A 22131-nucleotide genomic window follows, 5' to 3' on the forward strand; every position below is an offset into this window, starting at 1 on the left:
GGCCCGCGGTTCTTGTGGAACGGGAGCACGGGCTGAAGGGGGGAACGGTGCCGGGTGGTGCTGCCGCCGGGGCGGCGGATCAGGCCGCGCCGTCGAGGATCTCCGCGACGACCCGGTGGCCGGAGCGGATCGCGCCCTCCAGCAGGCCGAAGAACTCCGTGCTGGTCTCGGTGCCGGCCCAGTGCAGCCGGCCGTGCGGCGCGGTCAGCGCCGGACCGAGCCGCAGCCAGTCGCCGGGCCCGAAGAGCGCCGCGTAACAGCCCTTGCTGTAGGGGTCGCCGACCCAGTCGGTGACGTGGAAGCCGACCGGTTCGGGGAGCATCGGGAAGAGCCGGGCGGCCTGCGCGACCGCGGCCGCGCGCTGCTCACGCGGCCCCAGTGCGCCGTAGCGGTGCGCCTCGGCGCCGGTGACGAAACCGGTGAGCACCCCGACCGCCGAGCCGGCCGGGGAGTCGTCCACCGTGGAGAGCAGCGGGCCCTCCGCGTTGACCGACCAGCCGGACAGGCCGTGCTCGCGCCAGACCGGCGACGGGTAGACGAGGTTGACCTTGACCGCGCAGCCGCGTCCGGTGCGCGCGCCCGCCCGGCGGGCCGGGGGCTCGGGCCCCAGGTCGAGGGCGTCGGCGAGCAGCGGCGGCAGCGCCACCACCGCGACGTCGGCCCGGTACGCCGTGCCCCCTCCGGTGCGCACGGTGACCCCGTCGGCGTCCTGCTCGACGGACCGCACCGCCTCGCCGAGCCGCAGGGTGCCGTGGTGGCGTCCGGTCAGCCGGGCCGCCAGCCGCTCGCAGAGCAGGTGGGCGCCGCCCGCGATCCGGTCCTGCTGGGCGCCGCCCTCGAAGGCGTTGAGGTAGCGCAGGCCGCCGCCCGACCGCAGGTAGAAGGCCATGTGCAGGACCGAGACGTCGGCCGGGTCGGCGGCCATCATCTCGCCCAGGAAGAGCGGGAAGAACAGCCGGGCGTGCGGGTGGGTGAGGTACTGCTCCGCCCACTCGGCGGCGGTGACGGTGTCCAGCCGCGCGGCGTCCGGGGTGAGCCAGGGCGCCTCCGGCCGGATGGCGGCGGTCAGTTCGGCGAGGTGGTCGAAGAGGTCGCCGAGCGCCACCGCGTTGAGCGGCGGGAACCGGCCGTCCCGGGTGGCGTGTTCGCACGGCTCGCCGGTGCCGCCGTCCGCGCCCTCCGCGCCGTCCTCCTCGATCCCGAGGGCGAAGCGGCTCGCGCCGAGCATGGTGGTGGGAGTGGTGCGGAGGTCCAGCTCCTTGATGAGGTCCAGGAGCGCGGTGTGCCGGGCGCCGAGGTAGGCGGCTCCCGCGTCGACCCAGGCGCCGGGGGCGACCTCGATCCCGTGGGTCCGTCCGCCGACCCGTTCGCGCGCCTCCAGCACGGTGACGTCCACCCCGCGGGCGGCCAGCCCCTCGGCGGCGGTCAGCCCCGCCGCTCCGGCGCCGACGACGACGGCGGAGCGCACTCTGCGGCCTCTCATCCGGCGTTCGCGATCAGCTCGACGAGGCCCGCCGGGGTGGGCGCGAGCACGAAGTCCTCGAAGGACAGCTCGACGCCGTACGTCCGGGCGAGGGCGCTCAGCACGCGGGTGGCGACGAGGGAGTCGCCGCCCAGGAGGAAGAAGTCCGAGTCCGCGGCGACGTCGTCCGTCTCCAGGACGCGACGGAAGATCGCCGTCACGCCCTCGGTGTCGGCGGGGGTGGTGTCTGTGCTGCTCAACGTGGCTCCTAGGACCGTCGGGGGTGCGGCGTCGCAGGGGCGGCGCCGGGTGAGGGGGCCGTTCGTCCGCGCGGGCCCGGGCGCGCGGGCGCCACGGGGGAGCGGGCTACGGGTGGATCGGGGCTACGGGTGGGCCGGGGCCGGTGCGGCCTGGGCGGGCGCGGGGGCGCTGGCCGGTGCGCCGTGGCGGCGGTGCGTGGCGGCCCGGTCGACCTTGCCGCTGGCGGTGAGCACCAGCCCGGGCACGACGGTGATCCGGCCGGGCACGAGGTGGCCGGGCACCCGGTCGCGCAGGTACGCGCGGACCTCGGCGGCCAGCGTTCCCGTCGCGACCCCGGCGCGCGGGACCACGTACGCGACCAGGACGGAGCGGCCGGCCTCGGTCACCCCCGTCACCGCCACGGCCTGCACCCCGGGGTGGGCGCCGAGGTGCGCCTCCACCTCGGCCGGGTCGACCCGGATCCCGCGGATCTTGAACTCGCCGTCCATCCGGCCCTGGTGGGTCAGCACGCCGTCCGGTGCGCGGCTCACCCGGTCACCGGTGCGGAACCAGCGCACACCCAGGCCGTCCGCGCCGAAGCGGGCCGCGGTGGCCTCCGGCAGGCCGAGGTAGCCGAGCGCCACGGCCGGCCCGCCGATCAGCAACTCGCCCCGGTCGTCGATCCGTTCGCGGACATGCGGCAGTGCCCGGCCGATCGGCACCCGGTCGCCGGCCGCCCAGGGCGTCGCCCGGTCGGCGGCCAGCGGCCCGTGCAGGTCCACGGCATGGGTGATCAGGGTGGTCTCGGTGGACCCGTAGGTGTTGAGCAGCCGGATCCGGCCGGTGTCGAGGGCGGCCCAGTCGGCGAGCCGCGCCGGGTTGGCGGCCTCGCCGCCGATCACCGTCAGCCGGACGCAGCCGGGCAGTGCGGTGCCCTCCTCGGCGAGGTGGAGGACCAGTTCGTGCCAGAAGGCGGTGGGCAGGTCGAGCACGGTGATCCGCTCGCGCTCGACCATCCGCAGGAAGCGCGGGAACGACCCGCAGTGGGCCTCGCGGTCCAGGACGAGCGCGGCGCCGCCGGTCAGCGCCGGGAGGATCTCCTCGAAGCAGGTGTCCCAGTTCAGCGAGGCGAACTGGAGCACGCGGTCCTCGGCGGTGAGGCCGAACAGGGTGCGCAGCGAGTCCACGGCGGCGGAGATCGCCCCGCGCGGGGTGACGACGGGTTTCGGCTGCCCGGTCGAACCCGACGTGAAGAGCAGATAGGCGGGACGCTGCGCGTCGTCCTCGGGTGCCGCGGCTAATCGCGGTGACCCGGCGCCCTGCGGGCCGGGCCGGTGGTCCAGGCCGAGGGTCGTCCGGCAGCCGGCCGCCGCGAGCATGTCCCGCTGCCGTTGCGGTGGGAACGCCGGGTCGACCGGGCAGTACGCGCCGCCGGCCGCCAGGACGCCGAGCAGCCCGACGACGGTGTCCGGCGTGTGCACCGCCGACACCGCCACCACGCCCGGACCGGTGCCGAGACGGTCGGCCAAATCCATGGCCGATCGGTGCAGTTGGCGATAACTGATGTGCTGTCCGTGGTGGACGATCGCCGGTCGTCCGGGATATCGGCGCACGGTTTCCGTGAACGCGTCAATCAGATCGGAAGTGGCCCCGTTGATGTTGCGGTTATTTGTCATGCCCGCCCCAAAGAATGCCGTGCGAGCACGTGTTCGGTGCTCGGCGGACCGGGACTCTACCCGCCGGGGCTGCGCGGCCACAATGGTTGTTGAGGATGTCGCTTCAAGGACGTGTGGTTGACATGTGAACGGGACTGGCTCTATCTGGGCGGGCTCCTGGGGTCCGAGTGACTGCGGACGGTGGCGCTGCGGTCACGCGCCGCACCGGCCCGGCGGTGCCGATTTCCGCGCAGATCGCACACCATCCAACTGCTGGGCTGTTTCCCGCCGTTCGGGAATCCGCCGGCCCGCCCGCCGCCGTTCCGCGGCCCGGGGCCGCGGCCGTCCGGGCGTTCCCGCTGCTCGCGGGCCCGGCGGGCAAGGGCTTTCATTCGCCCGGGAATTGACGCCCGGCCCGCCGCCGGAGCCACGATCGGACGCCGACGGATCGTCCGTCCGTCAACGGAATACGGCCTCCCCCGGCCCGGCCCCGCGCTCCCCGTCGGAGCCGGGCGGGGCCGGCCCCGACGGGGGGTCCTCGTGTCAGCAGGACAGGTTGCCGCCGCCGACGTCGGTGCCCAGGGCGGCGGTGAACTTCCGGTACAGGCTGATCCGGTCGTCGCGCTGGGCGGGGTTCCTGCCGTCGCACTCCAGGGCGCCGTTGATGGTGCGGATGGTCTCGCCGAAGCCCTTGTTGTTGACGATGGCGTCGTGGGAGGTCATCCGGCCGGCGCCGGTCTGGGTGTTCCAGAACCACAGCGCGGTCTTCCAGGACACCGCCGGGTCGTTCTGCACCAGGTTGGGGTTGTGCAGCAGGTCGAGGTGCAGGGCGTCGCCCGCGGCCTTGTAGTTGAAGTTCCAGCTCAGCTGCAGCGGGCCGCGCCCGTAGTACGCGGCCTGTCCGGCCGGGCATCCGTACGGCTGCGAACTGTCGCAGTAGTGCGGGTAGTTCGCGGTGTTCTGCTCGACGACGTACTTCAGCCCGGCGGTCTCGTGGCTGACGTTGGCGAGGAGGGCCGCCGCCTCGCGCTTGCGGGTGGCGGTGTCGCCGCTGGTCGCGAACTTCGGGTAGGCGCCCAGCGCGTCGACCAGGCCGCGGTAGGTGTAGAAGGCGTTCCTGGCCGGGAACAGCTGGTTGAACTGGGACTCGCTGACCACGAAGGAGCCGGCGGCGGACGCCGGCGCCGTCTGTCCGGCCAGGGAGAGGGTGCTCAGCACGGCGACCGAGGCCGTCGTCGACAGGGCACGCAGAAGCTTCATCGTTCCTCGCAGGGGAATCCGGGAACCGGTTCGGTGATGCGGTGCTTCGGGAGCGAAGCGCCGGAATCATCGTGGTGCCCGATTCCCGGAATCCGTGCGGCGCGCGGCGTCAAACCACCCCTTCGGGGCGAATGCGTCACGCGGACCTGACGATGCCTCAAACAGACGGCAGAGATTGCCGGTTCAGTGCTTGAGCAGCAGCGCGGCAGCCGCCAGCAGGTCCTGGTTGTGGCCGAGGACGTCGCGCCGGGTCAGCCGGTGCAGCGGGTCCGCGGCCACACCGAAGTCCTCCAGCGGGACACCGGTGTTGCCGCCGGCCCGGGTGGCCCGGCGCAGGGCGACCCGGAACCCGGCTCCGCGCGGCAGCGGCACCAGCAGCTCGGGCAGCCATACGCCGAGCAGCTCGTACGTCCACACGTTGGCGCCGCCCGCGCCGGTGGTCGCGGCGGTGCCGAGGACCGGTCCCAGCCCGTTGTCCGCGAAGCCGGCGGCGAAGATGTCCGCCGCCGAGTAGGTGAGGGCGTCGACGATCAGCACCGTGGGCCCCGGGTAGCGCGGCAGTCCCTCGGCGACCGCGTCCGGGTCGGTGAGCGGGAACCCCTGCGAGTACGGCTCGCCGCTCTCCACCGCGTCGCGGATCGACGGCGCCCACGGACGGAAGGCCGGGTTGGCGCGGGCCAGCGCCAGCGCGGTGCGGGTGGTCGGCAGGGAGAACCGGACCGGCGCGACCGGGCCCGTGCCCAGCACCCGCAGGGCGGCCTCGGCGGCCAGGATGTTGCCGCCCGGATTGCCGCGGACGTCGACGACCAGGCCGTCGGCCGGCGCGCCCGCCGCGAGCGCCGCCACCCGCTCGGCGAACCGCCGCGCGCTCGCCACGTTGAACGAGTAGATCCGCAGGTAGCCGTACGGGCGGCGGCCGCGCGTCCTGCGGTACGCGAGGACGTCCCGGGGCGCCCGGGCGGCCGAGCGGCGGGCCGGGGCCGGGGCGAACAGCGCGCGTTTGGCCTGGCGGGCGGCCTCGTTGCCGGCATCGATGCCGAGGTGGGTGACGAGCGTGGGCACCGGGTCCTGGTCCCGCCCGTTGTGCCGGTCGGCGGAGCGCACCCGCCACGGCACCCGGGTCTCGCGCTGCCGCCCGTCGGGGGTGCGGTAGGTGAGCAGGACCCAGCGCTCGTCCGGCGGGGGAGCGGTCCGCAGCGGGCGCAGTGTCAGCGACTCCAGCCCGCGCGCCAGCCGGGCGTCGGGGCTGCAGCCCACCTGGGCGGCCGCGCTGCGTTCGACGGCCCGCTCCACCGGGACCCCGTTCCACAGCTCCAGCTCGACGCCCGCGTCGAAGTCCGCGTGCCGCAGCGAGTCGTCGATCCGGGAGACCGGGTAGTGCGGCGTGCCGTCCTCGTCGTGGTAGCACTCCACCAGGAAGCCGAGCACGGCGACCTGTCCCCGGTACGGGGAGGGCAGCTGGTAGACGGTGTGCAGATCGCGCAGGTCCCGGAAGACGGCGGCCAGTTCGGCGTGGAACTGCAGCTCGCTGAGGGCGGGCACCCGGCGCTCCAGCAGCCGCAGCCGCTGCACCGGGTCGGTGGCGTAGCGGGCCCGTTTGAGCGGGAGGTGGACGTACAGCTCCTCGACCAGGACGCGGGCGGCGGTCAGCAGGCGGTAGCGGTCGGCGAGCGGCAGCGGGTCGGCGGCGGCCCCGGCGAGGAAGGCGTCGAGCCCGGTGGAGTCCGGCAGCGCGCGGGGCGGGGCGGTGAGCCGCGGGCTCACGGGTAGCGGGCCTTCAGGCGCTGCAGCTCCGGGATCCCGCTGCGGTCGACGGCCGCGAAGAAGGCGGCGTCGTGGGTCAGCGCGTCCGGCTCCGGGACGACCAGGCCGGCCGGGACGTCGTCGGTGCCGGCCAGGGCGGCCGCCTCGCCCTCGGGCATGTCGCCGAAGAGCGCGAGCGGCGCGTCGGGGTCGTCGAGCGGGCCGCCCCACGCCGCCAGCGCGTCCTGGGCGTCGCGCCAGGCGGCCTGCGGGTCCCGGCGGACCTTCGCCAGCGCCCGCCCGACGGCCGGCCAGTCGAGCCCGTCCAGGGCCACCCGGCGGCGCAGCCCGGGCGCGGGCTCGATCGCGCTGCCGGTGCCCGCCCCCGCGGCGGTCATCAGCGCCGCTGTGCCGTAGCGCGGCCGGCCGCGGGCGACCACCAGCAGGACGTGACGCTCGGTCGCGTCGACGAGGGTGCGGTAGACGTCCTTGCCGGGGTCGGGGCGGTCGAGCACCAGCAGGTCGGCGGCGCTGCCGGCCGCAAGCCGCCCCACCTGCGGTCCCCAGGCGGTCGCCAGCGCGTCGCCGGGGTTCGCGGTGACCAGGTCGCACAGGCTCCGGTCGTCGAAGTGGCCGGCCAGCTCGTGCTGGTTGAGGCCGTCGGCCACCTTGAGCTCGCCCAGCACGTGCTTGGTCCCCGACGGCGACCAGTCGGAGCCGAGCGCGATCCGCAGGCCCTGCGCCCGCGCCGCGACGACGTCCGTCGTCTCGCGGTAGAGCCAGAGGTTGGAGAACGGCGACCACACGACGGTGCCCCGCTCGGCGGGGTCGGCCGCCGCCACGGCGCCCTGCCAGGCCGCGAACTCGGCGGCGGTGAGCGCGGTGCCGTGCACGCAGACCAGGCCCGGCTTCAGGCACGGCGTGAGGTCGGCGAACTCGCGGTGGACGTGCGAGACCGGCTTCGCCGGGTCCGGCTCCGCGGCGCGCCGCCCCTCCGCGACGTGGTAGATCAGCACCCGGGTGCCGTCGAGCTTCGGCGCCGTCTCCTCGCGCAGCACGTCGGCGTCCTGCTGGAGCGCGGAGGTCAGCACCGTGTCCCGCCCCGCCGGGAGCTTCTCGGTGTCGACGATCCGCAGCAGCCCGCCGTCGAGCGGGCGGGTGGAGCGCGGCGCGCCCTGGACCGAGGTGGTGCCGCCGACCAGCGCCTTCACCTCGACGTACGCGAGCAGCGCCTCGGGCGCGGCGTGGCCGAGCACCTTGGCGGGCCAGGTGACGGTGGTCGCGTAGTCGGGCGCGTGCCGCTCGTCGACCCAGCGGTCGTGGTGCAGGTACGGCACGCCGACCGCCTCCCAGAGCGGCAGGGTGTGGTACTGGAGGTGGCCGTGCAGGTCGACCAGGCCGGGCAGCACGAGGGCGCCGGTGGCCGTGAGGTCGACGACCGGGGCGGCGGCGAACCCGACGGGCGGCGGCCGGTCGGCCGGCAGCACCGCGTCCAGCCGGCCGTCGTCGCCGACGTACACCGCGCCGGGGTCGAGGACGGTGTGCCCGGCGTCGAAGGTGACCACGGTGCCGCGCAGGACGAGGGCCATCAGTCCCGCGCCTTCCAGACCAGCGTGTGCCCGTCGTCGGGCGACGGGCGGCTCACCGAGCTCGGCTGGCCCGTCCCCTTGGCGCGCACCCAGGCGTCGTCCCCCAGGAACGCCGGCACGCCGAACGGCAGATCGCGGCGCGGGATCGGGCGGTAGTCGCTCTCCTCGAACGTGTCACCGTAGTTGGGCCCGGTGTTGTCGCCGTCCTCGTCCGGCCCGACCACGACGCGCAGCGTCGTGACGGCCGCGCGCCAGCCGTCCAGCAGCGCCACCGGGTCGTGGCTCGACGGGTGCGGCACCTTCACCAGCACCGCCTGCTGTGGGCGGCCGTCCCAGAGCCGCACGGCCTCCTGCGCCATGAACCCCATCGCGACGACGGCTTGCAGGGCGAGGCCCACGGCCGTGCTGAACACCTCGTTGCGCCACTGGAGTTGGGCGTCGTCGCCGAGCCGCTCCTTCATCGCCTCGGCCTGTGCGGGGTGCACCGCGTACGCCCAGCCGTTGAGGCAGACGTAGGAGCGGGTCAGTCCCAGCTTCCCCAGGAAGCCCTGCACCCGCTGCCCGGCGTCGCCGACCAGGGTGCGGCCGGCGATCCGCTCGGTCGGCCCCGGATCCGAGGCCACCACCAGCACCCGGGCCGAGCCGTCCAGCCGCCCCCGGTAGAAGACCGGCCCCCAGTCGAACCAGAACGCCTGCTCGTCGGGCGGATCGGGCACTCGCGCGAACAGCTCCGCGAACGCGTCCGCCGGCCCCCGGTCGAACTCGGCCACCGCCCACCACCTCCTCAGCGACGGCCTCACGGGCCGTTGTGGTGTCCCTCCCAATGCACCACACCGCCCCCGGCCCCGCAAACGGGCCCGCCCGCCCCCCGGCGGGCGCGAGGACGACCCGCCCGGGGCCGGCCCTCGCCACCGGCGAGCCGCCCCGTGATCGCCACCCCGAACGCACCCGCCGCTTCCCACGCTCCGGCCCCGGCCGCCCAGCACCGCCGGGCCAGGCGGAGGCCGTCGGCCCCGGGGCGGCGGTCCCGCCGTCCCGCGCTGTGGGCGGGTGTGCGGGTTCGGGGCTTCCCGGGGGGCGGGTGGTGGCGTCGGGCGGTCATGAACGCACGGGTGCGCAGGGGCCGCCTGGTGAGGCGGAGGCCGTCGGTCCCGGGGCGGTGGTTCCGCTGCGCGCCGTCCCGTGTCGTGGGCGGGCGTGCGGGTTCGGGGCCTCCGAGGGCGCGCAGGGGCGTCGGGCGGTCATGAACTCGCCGATGCGACGCGGGGGCCGCCTGGTGAGGTGGAGGCCGTCGGCTCCGGGGCGGTGGTTCCGCTGCGCGTTGACCCGCGCTGTGGGCGGGTGTGTGGCCCGGTACCGCTGGGGCGGGCCGATGGCATCGGTTCCGGGGCGGCGGTCCCGCTGCGCCGCGCCGTCTCGCGCTGTGGGCGGGCGAGTGGGTTCAGGGCTTCCCGAGGGCGCGCAGGGGCGTCGGGTGGTCATGAACTCGCCGATGCGACGCAGGGGCCGTCTGGCGAGGCGGAGGCCGTCGGCTCCTGGGCGGTGTGCGGGCCGGCGGTCCCCGTGAGCCGCCCCCGGGGTGGTGCGCGGGTCCGGCACCTCCCGGGGGCGGGGCGGTGGGGTCAGGTGGTCATGAACTCGCGGGGGCGCAGGGGGCGCCTCGTGATGCGGACGTCGCCGATGTGGCCGTGGAAGACCTTGTCCAGCAGCCCCGCGTAGGAGTAGCCGCCCAGCATCCACGGGCGGCCGAGGGTGGTGAGGCCCACGGCGGGGGTGGACGGGTTGCGGGCGACCTCGCAGCCGTCCACGTACATCCGGCTGAGCTTGCCGTCGTTGACCACCGCGACGTGCCACCAGGTGTCCAGGGGCAGCTGGTGGCCCCAGCAGGTGGAGGCGCCGGTCTGGTTGAGGGGGTAGACGCACCACTGCAGGGCGGGGGCCTCGGAGAGGCTGAGCGTCACCACGGGCTCCTCGGGGTCCGTGCCGGGGCCGCTCCGGCCGGCCTCGCCCGCCATGCCCCAGCGGCTGAGCAGAGCGGACCAGCGGCTCTGTCCGGAGTCCCAGTCGGCGGGCAGCTTGCAGAACGCCTCGACGGTGAAGCCGCGTTCGAAGGTCTCGCGGTTCAGCGGAGCGGTGGGCACGGTCTCCAGATAGGTGCCGCGCAGCGGTGAGCGGGCGCCCCTGAACAGCAGGCTGCCGTGTCCCGGCTGGTCGGGGTGGTGGTCGGCGGACCAGGTGAGCGCGTCGTCGGGGGTGCCGGGGGCGCTGCGCCGGAGCAGGTCGTTGCCCTGGCCCGTGAGGTCCTTGACGACCTGCTGCGGCGGGACCGCCGTGCCGTCGCGGCCGCCGTCGTCGAAGCGCCAGTACGCCACGGTGTCCCGCACCAGCAGCTCGGCGGGGCGGCGGGCCGGGCGCGGGGGGACGGGCGCGAAGCCGGCGAAGCGCCGGTCGAAGTCGATCGCGAGCGAGAAGCGGTCCACCTCCGAGGTGAGCTCGACCTGCTGCGCCGCCAGCGTGTTGCGCTCCTCGGCCGCGATCTCCTGGATCCACGGGGAGAAGGTGGAGACGTCGACGGTGTTGCGGTCGAGGTCGAAGCGGTACGCCCGGATCATCGCGGCGCCGCCGTAGTAGCGGTCCTGGTAGTTGGTGATGTGGACGTGGACGTCGTGGCCGGCCCGGTTCTTCAGCACGGTGCGCCCGGGCGGCCAGTAGTGGCCGTTGACGGTGAGGAAGATCTGGTCGTTGCCGCTGATCAGCCGGTCCCAGAGCTTGCGGCCGTAGTCGGACAGCTCGGCCCGCCCGGCGGCGTCGGCGTACGCCAGCTCGTGGGTGGTCAGGATCACCGGGACCTTCGGGTTGGCGGCGATCACCGCGTTGGCCCACGCGAAGCCGGCGTCCGAGAGCCGCCAGTCCAGCGAGAGCAGCATCCACGGGCGGCCGCCCGCCGTGAAGACGTGGCAGGTGTTGTACCCGTCCGGGCTGGAGCTGTGGTAGCCGGAGGTGCGGGCGGCCCGGGCCTTGCCGAAGGTCTCCAGGTACGGGGTGCTGCCGCGCCGGTCGTCGGTCGAGGAGCGGACGTCGTGGTTGCCGGCGAGCACGCCGTAGGCCGCGCCGGCGTCGTCCAGCAGTCCGAACACCTTGCTGACGGCGGCGTACTCGACGGCCAGCCCGTTCTCGGTGACGTCGCCGAGGTGGGCCAGGAAGACGATGTTGTCGTCCGTGCCGTCCTCCCGGTTGACGCCGCCGTCGAGCACGTAGCGGATCGAGGCCTCCACGGGCGCCGGGTGGATCCGGTCCTGGTCGAAGAGGTACTGGGTGTCCGGCATGACGACGACGGTGAACCGCCGGGCGTCCGGGTCCGGCTGCCAGCGCCCCTTCTTCGCCTTCCCGCGCGCCGCACCGCCGCCGCCCTCGGCCGGGGCGGAACCGGCCGCCTGCGCGGGCTCCGCGCCGAGCAGTCCGAGCCCCGCCGTCCCGATCCCGGCGCCCAGCAGGCCGGCCCCGCGCAGGAACCGTCGCCGGCCGGCCGCGGCCGGACCGTCCCCGTCGAGATCGGCGGTCCGCGGGCACTCGCAGGCGTGCCCGGACTCGTGGATGTCGTGCATGTTCGCTCCCGAAGTGGTGTGGGCCCCGACGGTAGGGAGCGGGTCTGGTCGGAGATCATCGTCGGAGCCACGCGCCGCTGAACAGCGGCCGAACCCGGCGCGGCGAGGATCAGATCCACCCCTCTTCCCAGGCCCGGCGCGCCGCCTCGTGGCGGGTGCGGACGGCGAGCTTGGTGATGGCACCGGAGAGGTAGTTGCGGACGGTGCCGGGGGCGAGGTGGTGCTGGGTGGCGAGGTCGCCGATGGCCTGGCCGCGGTGGACGCCGCGCAGGACGTCGAGCTCGCGCGGGGTGAGCGGACAGGAGGTCTCGGTGAGGGCGTAGGTGGCGAGCCGGTGGTCGATGTAGCGCCCGCCGGCGTGCACGTCGCGCAGGATCTCGGCCAGCCGGTCGGCGGGAGTGGTCTTGGGGACGAAGCCCTGGACGCCCGCGGCCAGCGCGCGGCGCAGCACGCCGGGCCGGGCGTGGCGGGTGACCAGGACGGTGGGGACGGGGCGGTGACGGCGGATCGCCTGGGCGGCCGAGATGCCGTCGAGGCGGGGCATCTCCAGGTCCAGCAGGGCGATGTCGACCGGGTGCCGGGCGGCGGCCTCGACCGCGGCGGAGCCGTCGCGGGCCTGGGCGACGACGGTCAGGTCGGGTTCGAGGCCGAGGAGCGCGGCGAGGGCGCCGCGGGTGAGGTCCTCGTCGTCGGCGAGCAGGATGCGGATCACGAGGGGACCTTCCCGCGGGCGTGGCCGGTCAGTTCGAAGTGACCGCCCGGACGGGTGGCGGCGCGGACGTGCCCGCCGAGGGTGTGGAAGCGTTCCCGCAGTCCGGCCAGGCCGCTGCCGGGTTCCGCGGGGCCCGACGGGGCGCCGTCGTTGCGCAGCAGGACGCGGGCCTCACCCGCGCCGGTGGTGATGGTGATCCGGCAGTGGCGGGCCCGGCTGTGGCGCAGGATGTTGGTGACGCCCTCGCGGACCAGGGCGGCGAAGGCCGGCTGGAGCTGGTGGGGGATGCCGGCGGCCTCGCCGTCGACGGTGGTCCGGATCCCGGCGGCCTCCAGGATCTCCACGGCGTTGGCCAGTTCGGTACTCAGGCTGGCGCGCCGGTAGCCGTGGACCACGGCCCGGGACTCGTCGAGCGCGGCGCGGGCCAGGTCGGTCATCTCCCGCACGTGCGTGCGCGCCTCGTGGTCGCTGCGGCCGATCAGCTTCTCGGCCAGTTCGCCCTTGAGCGTGATGACCTGGAGCCGGTGGCCCTGGACGTCGTGCAGATCGGCGGCGAACCGCAGCCGCTCCTCGGCCACGGCCAGCGAGGCCGCGGTCTCGCGGACCTGTTCGGCCTCGCGCACCGCCCACCAGAGCCGGACCAGCATCAACTCCCCGCCGGCGATGAACAGCACCATTCCCGCGCCGATCACCCCCTGCTGCCCGGGCAGCAGGCCGGGGAGCTGGTGACGCCACTGCGTCACCGCCTCACCCAGCACTCCGCAGCCCACCGCGACCGCCGCCACCAGCCGCCGGCGCGCCCGGGAGGACAGCGACAGGGCCATCGCCGCCACCGTGGCCCCCGGCAGCATGGCCCAGTCGATCGCGGTATGCGGACGGTCCGCCATGTCGCCCCACACCGCGATCGCCGCGACCAGCAGCAGGTGGTTCCACCGCCCGCCGGCGACGGCGGAGCCGTGGAGCGGGGCCCGGCCCGCGCGGCCGTCCCGGACCGCCTGGCGGATCAGCCGGGTGTGCTGGACCGCGATGGCCACGAACACCGGAGGGGCGGCCAGGACCATGCGTCCGGGATACGGGTTGACCGCGAGATCGTGCGCGGCCAGGACCAGCCACGCGGGGCCCAGGGCGAGCAGCAGCCAGGAGGTCAGGCGGCCCAGACGCCCCGGATCGGCCGCCCCGGACCCCATGATTGAGGTGATCATCGAACGCCACCCTAGGGTCCGCCGCGGCCCGTTGTCTGTTGCCGAACCAGCCAAACGCATGACAACTGTCATACGCCGTCCGTGACTCGGCCCGGCCGGCCGGTGGCACCGGCCACTACTGGCGGGTGCCGCGCCCCGGCGAGACTCTTCACCACCCGGACCGCACCGGTCCCGGGAAGCCCCGCGGTCCGCCCGGACCGCGGCGGCCACCGCGCTCCGGGCGCGTACCGGCCGTCGGCCGGCGTCGAACCCCGTCCCACCTGCACGAGGCGTGCGCGCATCCGTCGACGCGCGCCTCCTCCCTGCATCCGCAACCGCTGGAGGAACACGTGAACACCACCCGCAGGACCCGCCGGCGCACCCTGGCCGCCTCGGTCGGCACCGCCGTGGCCGTGGGTCTGTCGGCCTTCGCCGCGGCCCCGGCCGCCCACGCCGACACCCTCCCGGCCCTCTGCAACCCCGCCGTGGACCGCACCACCACGGAGCCCTTCAACCTGCAGATCACGCCCGTCGTCACCGACTTCCTGATCTACAACGTCACCCCGGGCACCGTCGGACAGCACACCGACACCCTGAGCCGGGTCACCTCGGTGAGCACCACGGTCGACAACAGGACCGAGATCAGCGCCAGTGCGAGCGCGTTGTTCGCCAAGGTCGAGGTCAAGGTCGGCTTCTCGGTCCAGAAGACCACCTCCAGCACCACCAGCCAGACCGTCAGCGACACCTGGACGCTCAACACGCCCGGGCGGTACGGCCTCTACCGCGGCACCAGGGTCGTCACCGGCCAGTACGTCAACCGCGTCTGTGCCCAGACCGGCGCCACCACCGGCATCTGGGTCACCACGTCGGCGAGCCCCGGGAGCTTCACCACCTACGAGTCCCCGGAGATCGGCTCCGTCGGCTGCGCTCCCGTCCAGCCGGCCGGCACCGTGCGCCGGGCCGCCCAGCTCCTCATCAGCAGCTGCTGACCGCCCCCACCGAACCCATGACCACGGAGGACACCGTGACGAACCAGACGCACCGCACCGCCTCCCGCCGGGGCACGGCGCTGCGCGCCCTCGGCGCCGCCGCCCTCGCCCCGCTGGCCGGCCTCACCCTGCTCGCGGGCCCCGCGTCGGCCGCACCCCAGGGGCTCGCGTCGACCGAGTGGCACGGCTACGTCTGCGACGACGGCTTCTACCGGATCAGGACGCCGTTCGGGAAGCTGGTGGAGCGGAACCCGAACAGCCCCTGGGGGCAGGCCGTCCAGAACTCCGACACCGGCGGCTACAACCAGCAGTGGAAGCTGTGCCACTACAACGCCGACAACCAGTACCTGATCCTGCGCAACCGGTCGAACGAGAACACCTGCCTGGGCGTCTGGAAGCAGAACCCGAACGACGCGTCCGAAGGGCTGGCCGACGGCGTCAACCTGAACGTCTTCGACTGCTCGGGGTACATCCACGCCAACCAGGCCTTCCAGTTCCTGTTCCCCACGCCCGGCTCCAACGAGGTGCTGATCATCCTGCGGCACAGCGGCAGCTTCGCCGCCGTCGCCGACCCGGCCGGCTCCACGGGTTCGGCCGTGGCGCAGTACACCTACCGGGCGAGCCTGTTCACGCTGGAGCACCTCGCCGCGTGACGACGGCGGGCCGCCGGGCCGGGGCAGGCGCCCCGCGCCCGTGTGCGGGGCCGCGGCCGGGGCGCAGCGGCCCGGGGCCGGGAGCCGTGCGGCTCCCGGCCCCGGGTTCACGGGTGCCCGGTTCAGCAGGGGATGGGGGTGCTCACGGAGACCGGCGACGGGTACCAGCCGAACTTGGACACGCTGAAGGTGCCGCTGACGACGTTGTTGCACGGGACGGTGCTGCTCGGGCCGTTGACGGTGACCGTGCTCGCGAGGAAGTTCACGCCCTGGTTGACGGTGCCGAGCGAGGCGCCGCCGACGACCTGGCCGGAGATCGTGGTGGAGAGCTGCTGCGGCTGCGGCGGGAAGTCGGGGGACGGCGGGCCGGCCAGGGCGACGCGGCCGAGGAACTGGACGTTGGTGCCGTTGACGGCGGCACAGACCTGGGTCATCAGACCGGCCTGCAGCGACCAGGCGCTACAGGTCTCGAAGGTCGCGGTCGTGGTCGAGGTACTGGTGGTCGCGGCCTGGGCGGGCGCGGCCATCAGCGTGCCGGCGGCGGCCGTGGTGGCCGCGAGCAGGGTCAGACCCTTCAGCGAACGGTTCATGGCGAGGTACTCCTTCACTCGGTGTGGTGTCCGCCCGGGGGTGTGCTCTCGGGGCGGTAGTGCCATTTCACATGTGAAACCTCACGTGTGCAATGGCATGAGTGTGTATGAGCTTCGAATGTCAGATGGATTCTTGGCATTTGGAATGGTGTGTCAGGCTGGAAAATGACCTTGGATGGCTAGATCGCATCGTGTCGGTCGGAGCCCGGCGAGGGGGACGTCGGCCGACGGGCGCCGGCCCCGGTGCACCGCCCGGAGCCGGGGCGGTGCATCGGGGCGGCGGACGCCCGCGGCGCGGGGCGCTCGGGCGTTCAGGCGCTCAGCGGACCTCGCGTCTGCGGACCAGGAGCCAGGCCACGGCCAGCAGCACCACGGCGAGGGCCGTGACGGCGAGCGCGGCCGGCCAGGGCGCGAGGACCGCCGAGGCGTCCTCGCACAGGCCGTCGGCGGTGCACGTCGCCGGAGCGGGCGGCTTCAGCTCGGTCGCGGAGGGGATCAGCACGGTCAGCGTCCAGGGCCGCAGGGCCGTCAGGCTGTTGCGGACGACGGCCTCCGCGAACAGGACGTAGACGAAGACCGTGGCGAAGGGGACGACGGCGCTGCGTGCCGCCCATCCGAACGAGGTGCCGAGCGCGCCGAGGGCGGCCACGACCAGGGTTCCGCGCAGCGCGGCCTGGAGGATGTCCGCGAGCCAGGCGGCGGTGACGCCGTCGGTGGTTCCACGGGTGGCCGCGGTCACGAGTGCGGCGGCGCCCACGATCGCCAGCACCACCACGGACAGCAGCACACCGGCCAGGGCGATGACGGCCACCCGGGCGACCAGCAGCCGGTGCCGGCGCGGTTCGGCGAAGATCCAGACGTTCGCCGAGCGGCTCTGCCAGTCCGCGCCGCCGAGGGAGGCCCCCAGGATGAACAGGATGCAGGCGGTCACCGAGGTGGCGACGGTCAGGTCGTCGGGCAGCGCGTCGGTCAGCAGGTAGCGCGGGTCGGTGAAGAACTGGTCCGGGTCGACCAGGGACGCGTCCACGCCCATCCGGGCTATCAGATCACCGCGCCGGCGCTCGGCCGCCGCGTGCGCGGCCGCCAGGTCCGTGTTGTGCGTGAGCCACAGGAAGCAGCCGTAGCAGAGGGCCAGCAACGGCGCGATCACGGCGGTGATTCCGAAGACCCTGGCGCTGCGCAGCCATTGGACGGAAACCGAGAGGAGTCGGCCGGCCGACGGCGCGCCGCGGACGACCGCCGGGGAGGGGGGGCTCGGGTGGGTCATCGTCATGCTCCGCTTTCCGGCTTCGTCCCGTCACCGGAAACGCTGGCGAGGAACAGTTCTTCGAGACTCGGGCGGTGCCGCCGGACTTCCAGCGGCGTCTGCCCGGCGTGGACGAGGGCCTCGACGGCCTTCTCCACGGGAATGCCCCGGACGTCCAGGACACCGGCCTCGCCGGCCTCGACGGCCTCGGCGGTCGCGCCGGAATTCCGCAGGACGCCCGCTCCGGAGTCCGGGTCGGAGCAGGTGATCAGCGCCCGGTCGGCCTGCGGGGTGATGAGCTCGTCGACGCGGCCCGCCAGGAGGGTCCGGCCGGCCTCCACGACGACGACGCTGTCGCACACCAGCTGCGCCTCGGAGAGCAGATGGGAGGAGAGGATCACGGTGCGCCCCTCGTCCCTGAGCTGCCCGAGCAGGGAGCGGAGCCAGCGGATGCCCTGGGGGTCGAGGCCGTTGGCGGGCTCGTCGAGGACGACCAGGGCGGGGTCGTGCACCAGGGCGAGGGCGATGCCCAGCCGCTGGCGCATTCCCAGGGAGTAGCCCGTGACGGCCTCGTCCGCCCGGCCGGCCAGGCCCACGAGCTCCAGGGTGGCGTCCACCCGGCTCCGGGGCAGGCCCGCCAGCGCGGTCACCTGGTGCAGGAAGTGGCGGGCGGTCAGCCCCCGCGGTACCGGCGAGGCCTCGATCAGCGCTCCCACCGAGCAGGAGATCTCCGGCAGTTGGTGCGGCACCGTCCGGCCGAGCACCGTGATCGTCCCGCTGTCGGCGCGGGTCATGCCGAGCAGGCAGCGCAGGGCCGTGGTCTTGCCGCTGCCGTTCGGGCCGAGCAGGCCCAGGACCTCGCCCGCCCGCGCCGTCATGCCGAGGCCGTCGAGGGCCGCCCGTCGGCGCCTGCCGCGGCCGTAGAACTTGGTGAGCCCGTGGAGTTCGACCGTCATCCAGTCGCTCCGGCGCCCGCGGTCTGCGCCTGCGCGTCGAAGAGCGGGGCGCCGAGGAGCCGGCGGTCCCCGCTGAAGACCGCGCACACCACCCGCCGTTCGCCGGAGTTCCAGGCCTCCTCTCCCACCGGCGTGACCGGGAACAGGCTCAGGCGTCCGGTGGGGCGCTTGTCCTTGAAGGCGGCCTTGGCGAGCTTGTCGCCGCAGAAGGGCACCAGCGTCTTGACCATCGTGTCCTGCTTGCCCGGGTAGGCCCCGCCGGGCGGCAGGTAGGTGAGGGCGGGGGAGAGGACCTCGTACATGTGGGGGGTGTCGCACGGCACGGTGGCGACGTCCTTGCCGTCCTTGAGCTCCTCGCCCGAGAAGCACTGGCCGGGCTTGAGGTCGTACCAGGCGACGATCTGCGGTTCCGCGGTGGCGGTGGCGGTGGCGTAGGGCATCGTGTCGGCCACCGGTGCCGCGGCCTGCTCCGAGTCCCCTCCCGAGCAGGCGGACAGCGCCGCCACGAGGAGCCCCGATGCACAGACGAGAACTCCACGGTGGCTCTTTTTCAAAAGATTCACAACTCACCCCACTTGACGACCTGGCCGCACCGGAAGAAGGTCCGGGGCGCAGGGTGGTCGTTTCGCCCCTGCGCCCCGAACCTTTCACACCCTAGGTGATTCGGGGTCTGCCGGCAGGCGTTTCGCCGTCATATCCCGAATCGTTCACGCTCCATCGGAAGCGACTAGCACTGCTTGATGCCGTAGAAGGTGTCCCAGGTGTCGCCGTCGCTGCCGCCGTCGTTGTCGGCGTACCAGTACCAGATCTTGCTGGAGTCGATCGCGCCGACGTAGTGCCGCCCGGTGTTGTGGCTGTGGCCCTGGGCCTGGCTCGGAGGCTCGGCGCCGGCGCCCTTGTTGATCGTGATGGTGGTCGCGTTGCAGGCGGTGCTCGCCGACGCGGTGGGGGCCGCGACGAGGACGCCGCCGGCCGCCATGCCGACCGCCAGGAGCACGCCCGAGGCCTTGAGCTTCATTCCCATAGTTTCCCCTCGAATTGACTCGGAACTCGTATCGCGATCGCGATGGTCGGAACGTTAACTATCGATGTCGGGGAAAGTAAAGCGATTACCAACTCTGGAATTTCGATCACGATCAGATTTATCCGAAGAATCCGGAACTGTTTGACCAATCATTACCAGACCGCACGTATCGGACGTGACAAAACGGTCAGCCGTCCCACCGGTCCCTGGTGTCACCCGCCGAGCGGAGACAATCGGCCACGGCGACGGTTTCCGGACTTTCGGTGGTGGGCCCGGCGGTGACGCGCGGGCACGGAGTCCGCCACGACCCGGCCCGCGCCGGCCTGCGGCCCGGACCGCGTACGCCCGCAGGACGACGCGGTGCGGGCCCTGGGGATCATGCCCGGGGGGCCGCGCTCGTCCGGGGAGCTGACGACGGTGCGCCGGGCCCGGTGATGTCGTGGGAGGACGCCGAACCGAGAGGAACCCCGTGAAGCCGCAGCCCTTCCGCCTGATGACGATCGCCGTCGTCGCCGGGACCCTGGCCGTCACCGCACCGTCCGCCGTCGCCGCCCCGTCCGCCGCGGGCGCCCCCCGGCCGGACGCCGTCCGGCAGAGGCTCGACGCGCTGGTGGCGGAGGACGGCGCGCCGGGGGCGCTCGGGACCGTCCGGTCCGCGGACGGCCGGACCCGCAGCTACACCGCCGGGGTGGGCGATGTGCGCACGGGCGAGCGGGTGCCCCGGGACGGGCAGGTGCGGATCGGCAGCAACACCAAGACGTTCACCGCCGTCGTCGTGCTCCAGCTCGTCGGCGAGGGAAGGATCGAGCTCGACGCGCCGGTGGAGCGGTACCTGCCGGGCGTCGTGCGCGGCGAGCGCATCGACGGCAACGCCATCACCGTTCGCCAACTCCTCCAGCACACCAGCGGGTTGCCCAACTACACCCGCTACCTCGGCGACGACGTCCGCCGCTACCGCCCGCGCGAGCTGGTCGACATCGCGCTGCGCCACCCGGCCGACTTCGCGCCCGGCGAGTCGTGGGCGTACAGCAACACCAACTACGTGCTGGCCGGCCTGATCGTCCAGGAGGTCACCCACCGCCCCCTCGCGGACGAGATCGACCGGCGCGTCGTCCGCCGCCTCGGCCTGCGGCACACCTACTTCCCGGCGCCCGGCGACGCGACGATCCGCGAGGCCCACCCGCACGGCTACTACCGGGAGACGGCGGACGGGCCGCTGACCGACATCACGGAGATGGACCCGTCCTGGGCCTGGGCGGCCGGGCAGTTGGTGTCCACGGCCGCGGACCTCAACCGGTTCTTCGGCGCCCTGGTGGACGGCGAGCTGCTCCGGCCCGGGCAGCTCGCCGAGATGCAGCGGACCGTCGACGCCGGGGAGCCCTTCGCCCCGGGCACCGGGTACGGGCTGGGTCTGGTGAGGACGCCGCTGTCCTGCGGGGGCGTCCACTGGGGCCACGGCGGCAGCATCCCGGGGTACGAGACGCGCGGCGGCGCCACCGCGGACGGGCGCGCCGCGAACATCACCATCACCGTGCAGCCGGGCGACGTGGCGACGGCGCGGCACCTGGAGGCCGCCGTGGACGCCGCCCTGTGCGCGGCCGGGCAGGCGGAGTAGTACCCCCGAAGGAGGACGACACCCTGCGGGGTCGTCCCTATGGTCCAGACCTATGAGATTACGAGGACCACTGAGAACCGCCGGCGCCGCCCTCGTCCTGCTGCTCGCCGCGGCCGGTACCGGGGTGGCGGAGGCCGCCCCGCAGGAGCGGCCCCGGCCGCCGGTCTGGACGGACTGCCCCGCCGACCCGTCCGGGGCGCCGGTGGACCCGCGGCTGCGGTGCACCACCGTGCGGGTGCCGCTGGACTACCGGGACCCCGGCGGGCGGACCATCGAGATCGCCGTCTCGAAGCTCGCGACCGCCGCGCCGGGGTCACGGCGCGGCATCCTGGTGCACAACGCCGGCGGGCCCGGGATGGCCAGCCTGCACCTGCCCACCGCCCAGGAGCCCGGCTACCCCAAGGACGTGCTGGACCAGTACGACCTGGTGAGCTTCGACCCGCGCGGGGTCGGCCGCAGCGCGCCGGTGAGCTGCGGCCGGACGGCCGCCGAGGTGCCCTACGAACTGGTCTTCCCGTTCCCGGCCCCCGACGGCTCGATCGCCCCGAACGTGCGCTTCGCCCGTGACCTGGCGCGCGACTGCCTGGCCCGCAACGGCGAGTGGATCCGTCACCTCACCACCGCCAACACGGCACGGGACATGGACCGCATCCGGGCGGCCCTCGGCGAGCCGCGGATCTCCTACCGCGCCGCGTCGTACGGCACCTACCTGGGCGCGGTCTACGCCGAGCTGTTCCCCGGCCGCACGGACCGCTTCGTGCTGGACGGCAACGTCAGCCCCAACGTCACCTGGCAGGACCGGCTGGCCACCTGGGACGCGGCGAGCGAGCTGCGCTTCGCGGACTTCGCCGCCTGGGCGGCCGAGCGCGACGCCACCCTGCGGTTCGGCGCCACCCCGGCGGCCGTGCGCGCCAACTACTTCGCCCTGGCGGCGAAGCTGGACCGCGCGCCGGTGAACCACCCGGTGGCCGGGCCGGTCAACGGCAACCTCTGGCGCACGCTCTACCGCCTGGACTCCTACCACACCGCGCTGTTCCAGGAGATCGCCGACTGGTGGCGCTACCTCGCCGACGACGGCGCCGGGCCGGTGCCGTACTGGTGGCTGGCGAAGGGCACCCCGGGCATCCCGGACGACAACGACGTGGCCGCACTGGTCGCGGTGCTCTGCGGCGACACCCCGGCGCCGCGCGACCTCGGCCGGTACCAGCGGAACGTCACCGCGAGCCGGCAGCGCAACCCGGTCCTGAACGGCATGGGCGCCAACGTCTGGCCCTGCGCCTTCTGGCCGGCCCCGGTGGAGCCCGCGGTCCGGGTCACCGACCGGGGTCCCGCCAACATCCTGCTGCTGCAGACCGAACGGGACCCGGCCACCCCGCTGGTCGGCGCGCTGGGCATGCGGGCGGCGCTCGGCAAGCGGGCCCGGATGGTCACCGTGGACGGTGGCAACCACGGCGCGTACGACCGGTCGGTCCCGTCCTGCGCGGTCGACGCCGCCGACCGGTTCCTGGCGACCGGGGTGCTGCCGGCCCGCGACCTGTCCTGCCGCGCGTAAGCGCCGGAGGCCCGCCGGGGCCCGCCGGTACGGAGACGTCCGTACCGGCGGGCATCCGT

The 22131-nt window shown here is 74.2% G+C and carries 19 protein-coding genes; 4 read left to right on the forward strand and 15 right to left on the reverse strand.

Features of this window, described 5'->3' with window-relative positions; genetic code table 11:
• Positions 1–79: 79 nt before the first annotated feature.
• From ACFXAM_RS04510 to ACFXAM_RS04555, 10 genes are all read right to left on the reverse strand, one after another.
• The gene (locus tag ACFXAM_RS04510) at positions 80–1483 is read right to left on the reverse strand and encodes a flavin monoamine oxidase family protein (protein WP_380287506.1); all 1404 of its coding nucleotides are present in this window, start codon (positions 1481–1483) and stop codon (positions 80–82) included.
• Positions 1480–1722 (reverse strand): acyl carrier protein, encoded by a 243-nt coding sequence (locus tag ACFXAM_RS04515; protein ID WP_380287507.1) that lies wholly within the window; start codon positions 1720–1722, stop codon positions 1480–1482. The genes ACFXAM_RS04510 and ACFXAM_RS04515 overlap by 4 nt, the downstream gene beginning before the upstream one ends.
• Before the next feature lie 123 nt (positions 1723–1845).
• Complete coding sequence (locus tag ACFXAM_RS04520; RefSeq protein WP_380287508.1) at positions 1846–3378, reverse strand: amino acid adenylation domain-containing protein; 1533 nt, start codon at positions 3376–3378, stop codon at positions 1846–1848.
• 522 nt (positions 3379–3900) lie between these two features.
• Positions 3901–4617: a chitinase gene (locus tag ACFXAM_RS04525; RefSeq protein WP_380287509.1), complete on the reverse strand. Its 717-nt coding sequence runs from the start codon at positions 4615–4617 to the stop codon at positions 3901–3903.
• 183 nt (positions 4618–4800) lie between these two features.
• Entirely contained in the window at positions 4801–6381 is a 1581-nt protein-coding gene (locus ACFXAM_RS04530; RefSeq protein WP_380287510.1) for a S41 family peptidase, read from the reverse strand.
• The gene (locus tag ACFXAM_RS04535; protein WP_380287511.1) at positions 6378–7949 is read right to left on the reverse strand and encodes a hypothetical protein; all 1572 of its coding nucleotides are present in this window, start codon (positions 7947–7949) and stop codon (positions 6378–6380) included. Before ACFXAM_RS04535 ends, ACFXAM_RS04530 begins: the two co-directional genes overlap by 4 nt.
• Positions 7949–8719, reverse strand: a complete 771-nt coding sequence (locus ACFXAM_RS04540; protein WP_380287512.1) for a hypothetical protein — start codon at positions 8717–8719, stop codon at positions 7949–7951. Before ACFXAM_RS04540 ends, ACFXAM_RS04535 begins: the two co-directional genes overlap by 1 nt.
• Positions 8720–9571: 852 nt before the next feature.
• Positions 9572–11554 carry a LamG-like jellyroll fold domain-containing protein gene (locus ACFXAM_RS04545; RefSeq protein WP_380287513.1) on the reverse strand — a complete coding sequence of 661 codons (1983 nt, stop codon included), beginning with the start codon at positions 11552–11554 and terminating at the stop codon, positions 9572–9574.
• Between the two features lie 109 nt (positions 11555–11663).
• On the reverse strand, positions 11664–12266 hold the full coding sequence (locus tag ACFXAM_RS04550) for a DNA-binding response regulator (RefSeq protein ID WP_380287514.1): 603 nt from the start codon (positions 12264–12266) through the stop codon (positions 11664–11666).
• The gene (locus ACFXAM_RS04555; RefSeq protein WP_380287515.1) at positions 12263–13468 is read right to left on the reverse strand and encodes a sensor histidine kinase; all 1206 of its coding nucleotides are present in this window, start codon (positions 13466–13468) and stop codon (positions 12263–12265) included. Before ACFXAM_RS04555 ends, ACFXAM_RS04550 begins: the two co-directional genes overlap by 4 nt.
• A gap of 329 nt (positions 13469–13797) precedes the next feature.
• Between ACFXAM_RS04555 and ACFXAM_RS04560 the strand changes: the two genes are divergently transcribed.
• Both ACFXAM_RS04560 and ACFXAM_RS04565 read left to right on the forward strand, forming a co-directional pair.
• Positions 13798–14436: a hypothetical protein gene (locus ACFXAM_RS04560; RefSeq protein WP_380287516.1), complete on the forward strand. Its 639-nt coding sequence runs from the start codon at positions 13798–13800 to the stop codon at positions 14434–14436.
• Between the two features lie 35 nt (positions 14437–14471).
• Positions 14472–15089, forward strand: a complete 618-nt coding sequence (locus tag ACFXAM_RS04565; RefSeq protein WP_380287517.1) for an RICIN domain-containing protein — start codon at positions 14472–14474, stop codon at positions 15087–15089.
• A gap of 122 nt (positions 15090–15211) precedes the next feature.
• On the opposite strand, the gene ACFXAM_RS04570 is transcribed toward ACFXAM_RS04565, so the two are convergent.
• The 5 genes from ACFXAM_RS04570 to ACFXAM_RS04590 form a co-directional block, all read right to left on the reverse strand.
• Positions 15212–15679 carry a hypothetical protein gene (locus ACFXAM_RS04570; protein ID WP_380287518.1) on the reverse strand — a complete coding sequence of 156 codons (468 nt, stop codon included), beginning with the start codon at positions 15677–15679 and terminating at the stop codon, positions 15212–15214.
• 319 nt (positions 15680–15998) lie between these two features.
• Positions 15999–16946: a hypothetical protein gene (locus ACFXAM_RS04575; protein ID WP_380287519.1), complete on the reverse strand. Its 948-nt coding sequence runs from the start codon at positions 16944–16946 to the stop codon at positions 15999–16001.
• 2 nt (positions 16947–16948) lie between these two features.
• Positions 16949–17881 carry an ABC transporter ATP-binding protein gene (locus ACFXAM_RS04580; protein ID WP_380287520.1) on the reverse strand — a complete coding sequence of 311 codons (933 nt, stop codon included), beginning with the start codon at positions 17879–17881 and terminating at the stop codon, positions 16949–16951.
• The gene (locus ACFXAM_RS04585; protein WP_380287521.1) at positions 17878–18333 is read right to left on the reverse strand and encodes a septum formation family protein; all 456 of its coding nucleotides are present in this window, start codon (positions 18331–18333) and stop codon (positions 17878–17880) included. Before ACFXAM_RS04585 ends, ACFXAM_RS04580 begins: the two co-directional genes overlap by 4 nt.
• A 275-nt stretch (positions 18334–18608) precedes the next feature.
• Positions 18609–18899, reverse strand: coding sequence for a hypothetical protein (locus tag ACFXAM_RS04590; protein ID WP_380287522.1), 291 nt, complete (start codon positions 18897–18899; stop codon positions 18609–18611).
• A 499-nt stretch (positions 18900–19398) separates the two neighbouring features.
• On the opposite strand from ACFXAM_RS04590, the gene ACFXAM_RS04595 reads away from it, so the two are divergent.
• Both ACFXAM_RS04595 and ACFXAM_RS04600 read left to right on the forward strand, forming a co-directional pair.
• Positions 19399–20520: a serine hydrolase domain-containing protein gene (locus tag ACFXAM_RS04595; RefSeq protein WP_380287556.1), complete on the forward strand. Its 1122-nt coding sequence runs from the start codon at positions 19399–19401 to the stop codon at positions 20518–20520.
• Between the two features lie 52 nt (positions 20521–20572).
• A complete protein-coding gene (locus ACFXAM_RS04600; RefSeq protein ID WP_380287523.1) occupies positions 20573–22072 on the forward strand; it encodes an alpha/beta hydrolase in 1500 nt (499 codons plus the stop codon).
• Positions 22073–22131 lie beyond the last annotated feature (59 nt).

The sequence above is a fragment of the Kitasatospora sp. NPDC059462 genome (assembly GCF_042749955.1).
Classification (GTDB): Bacteria; Actinomycetota; Actinomycetes; order Streptomycetales; family Streptomycetaceae; genus Kitasatospora.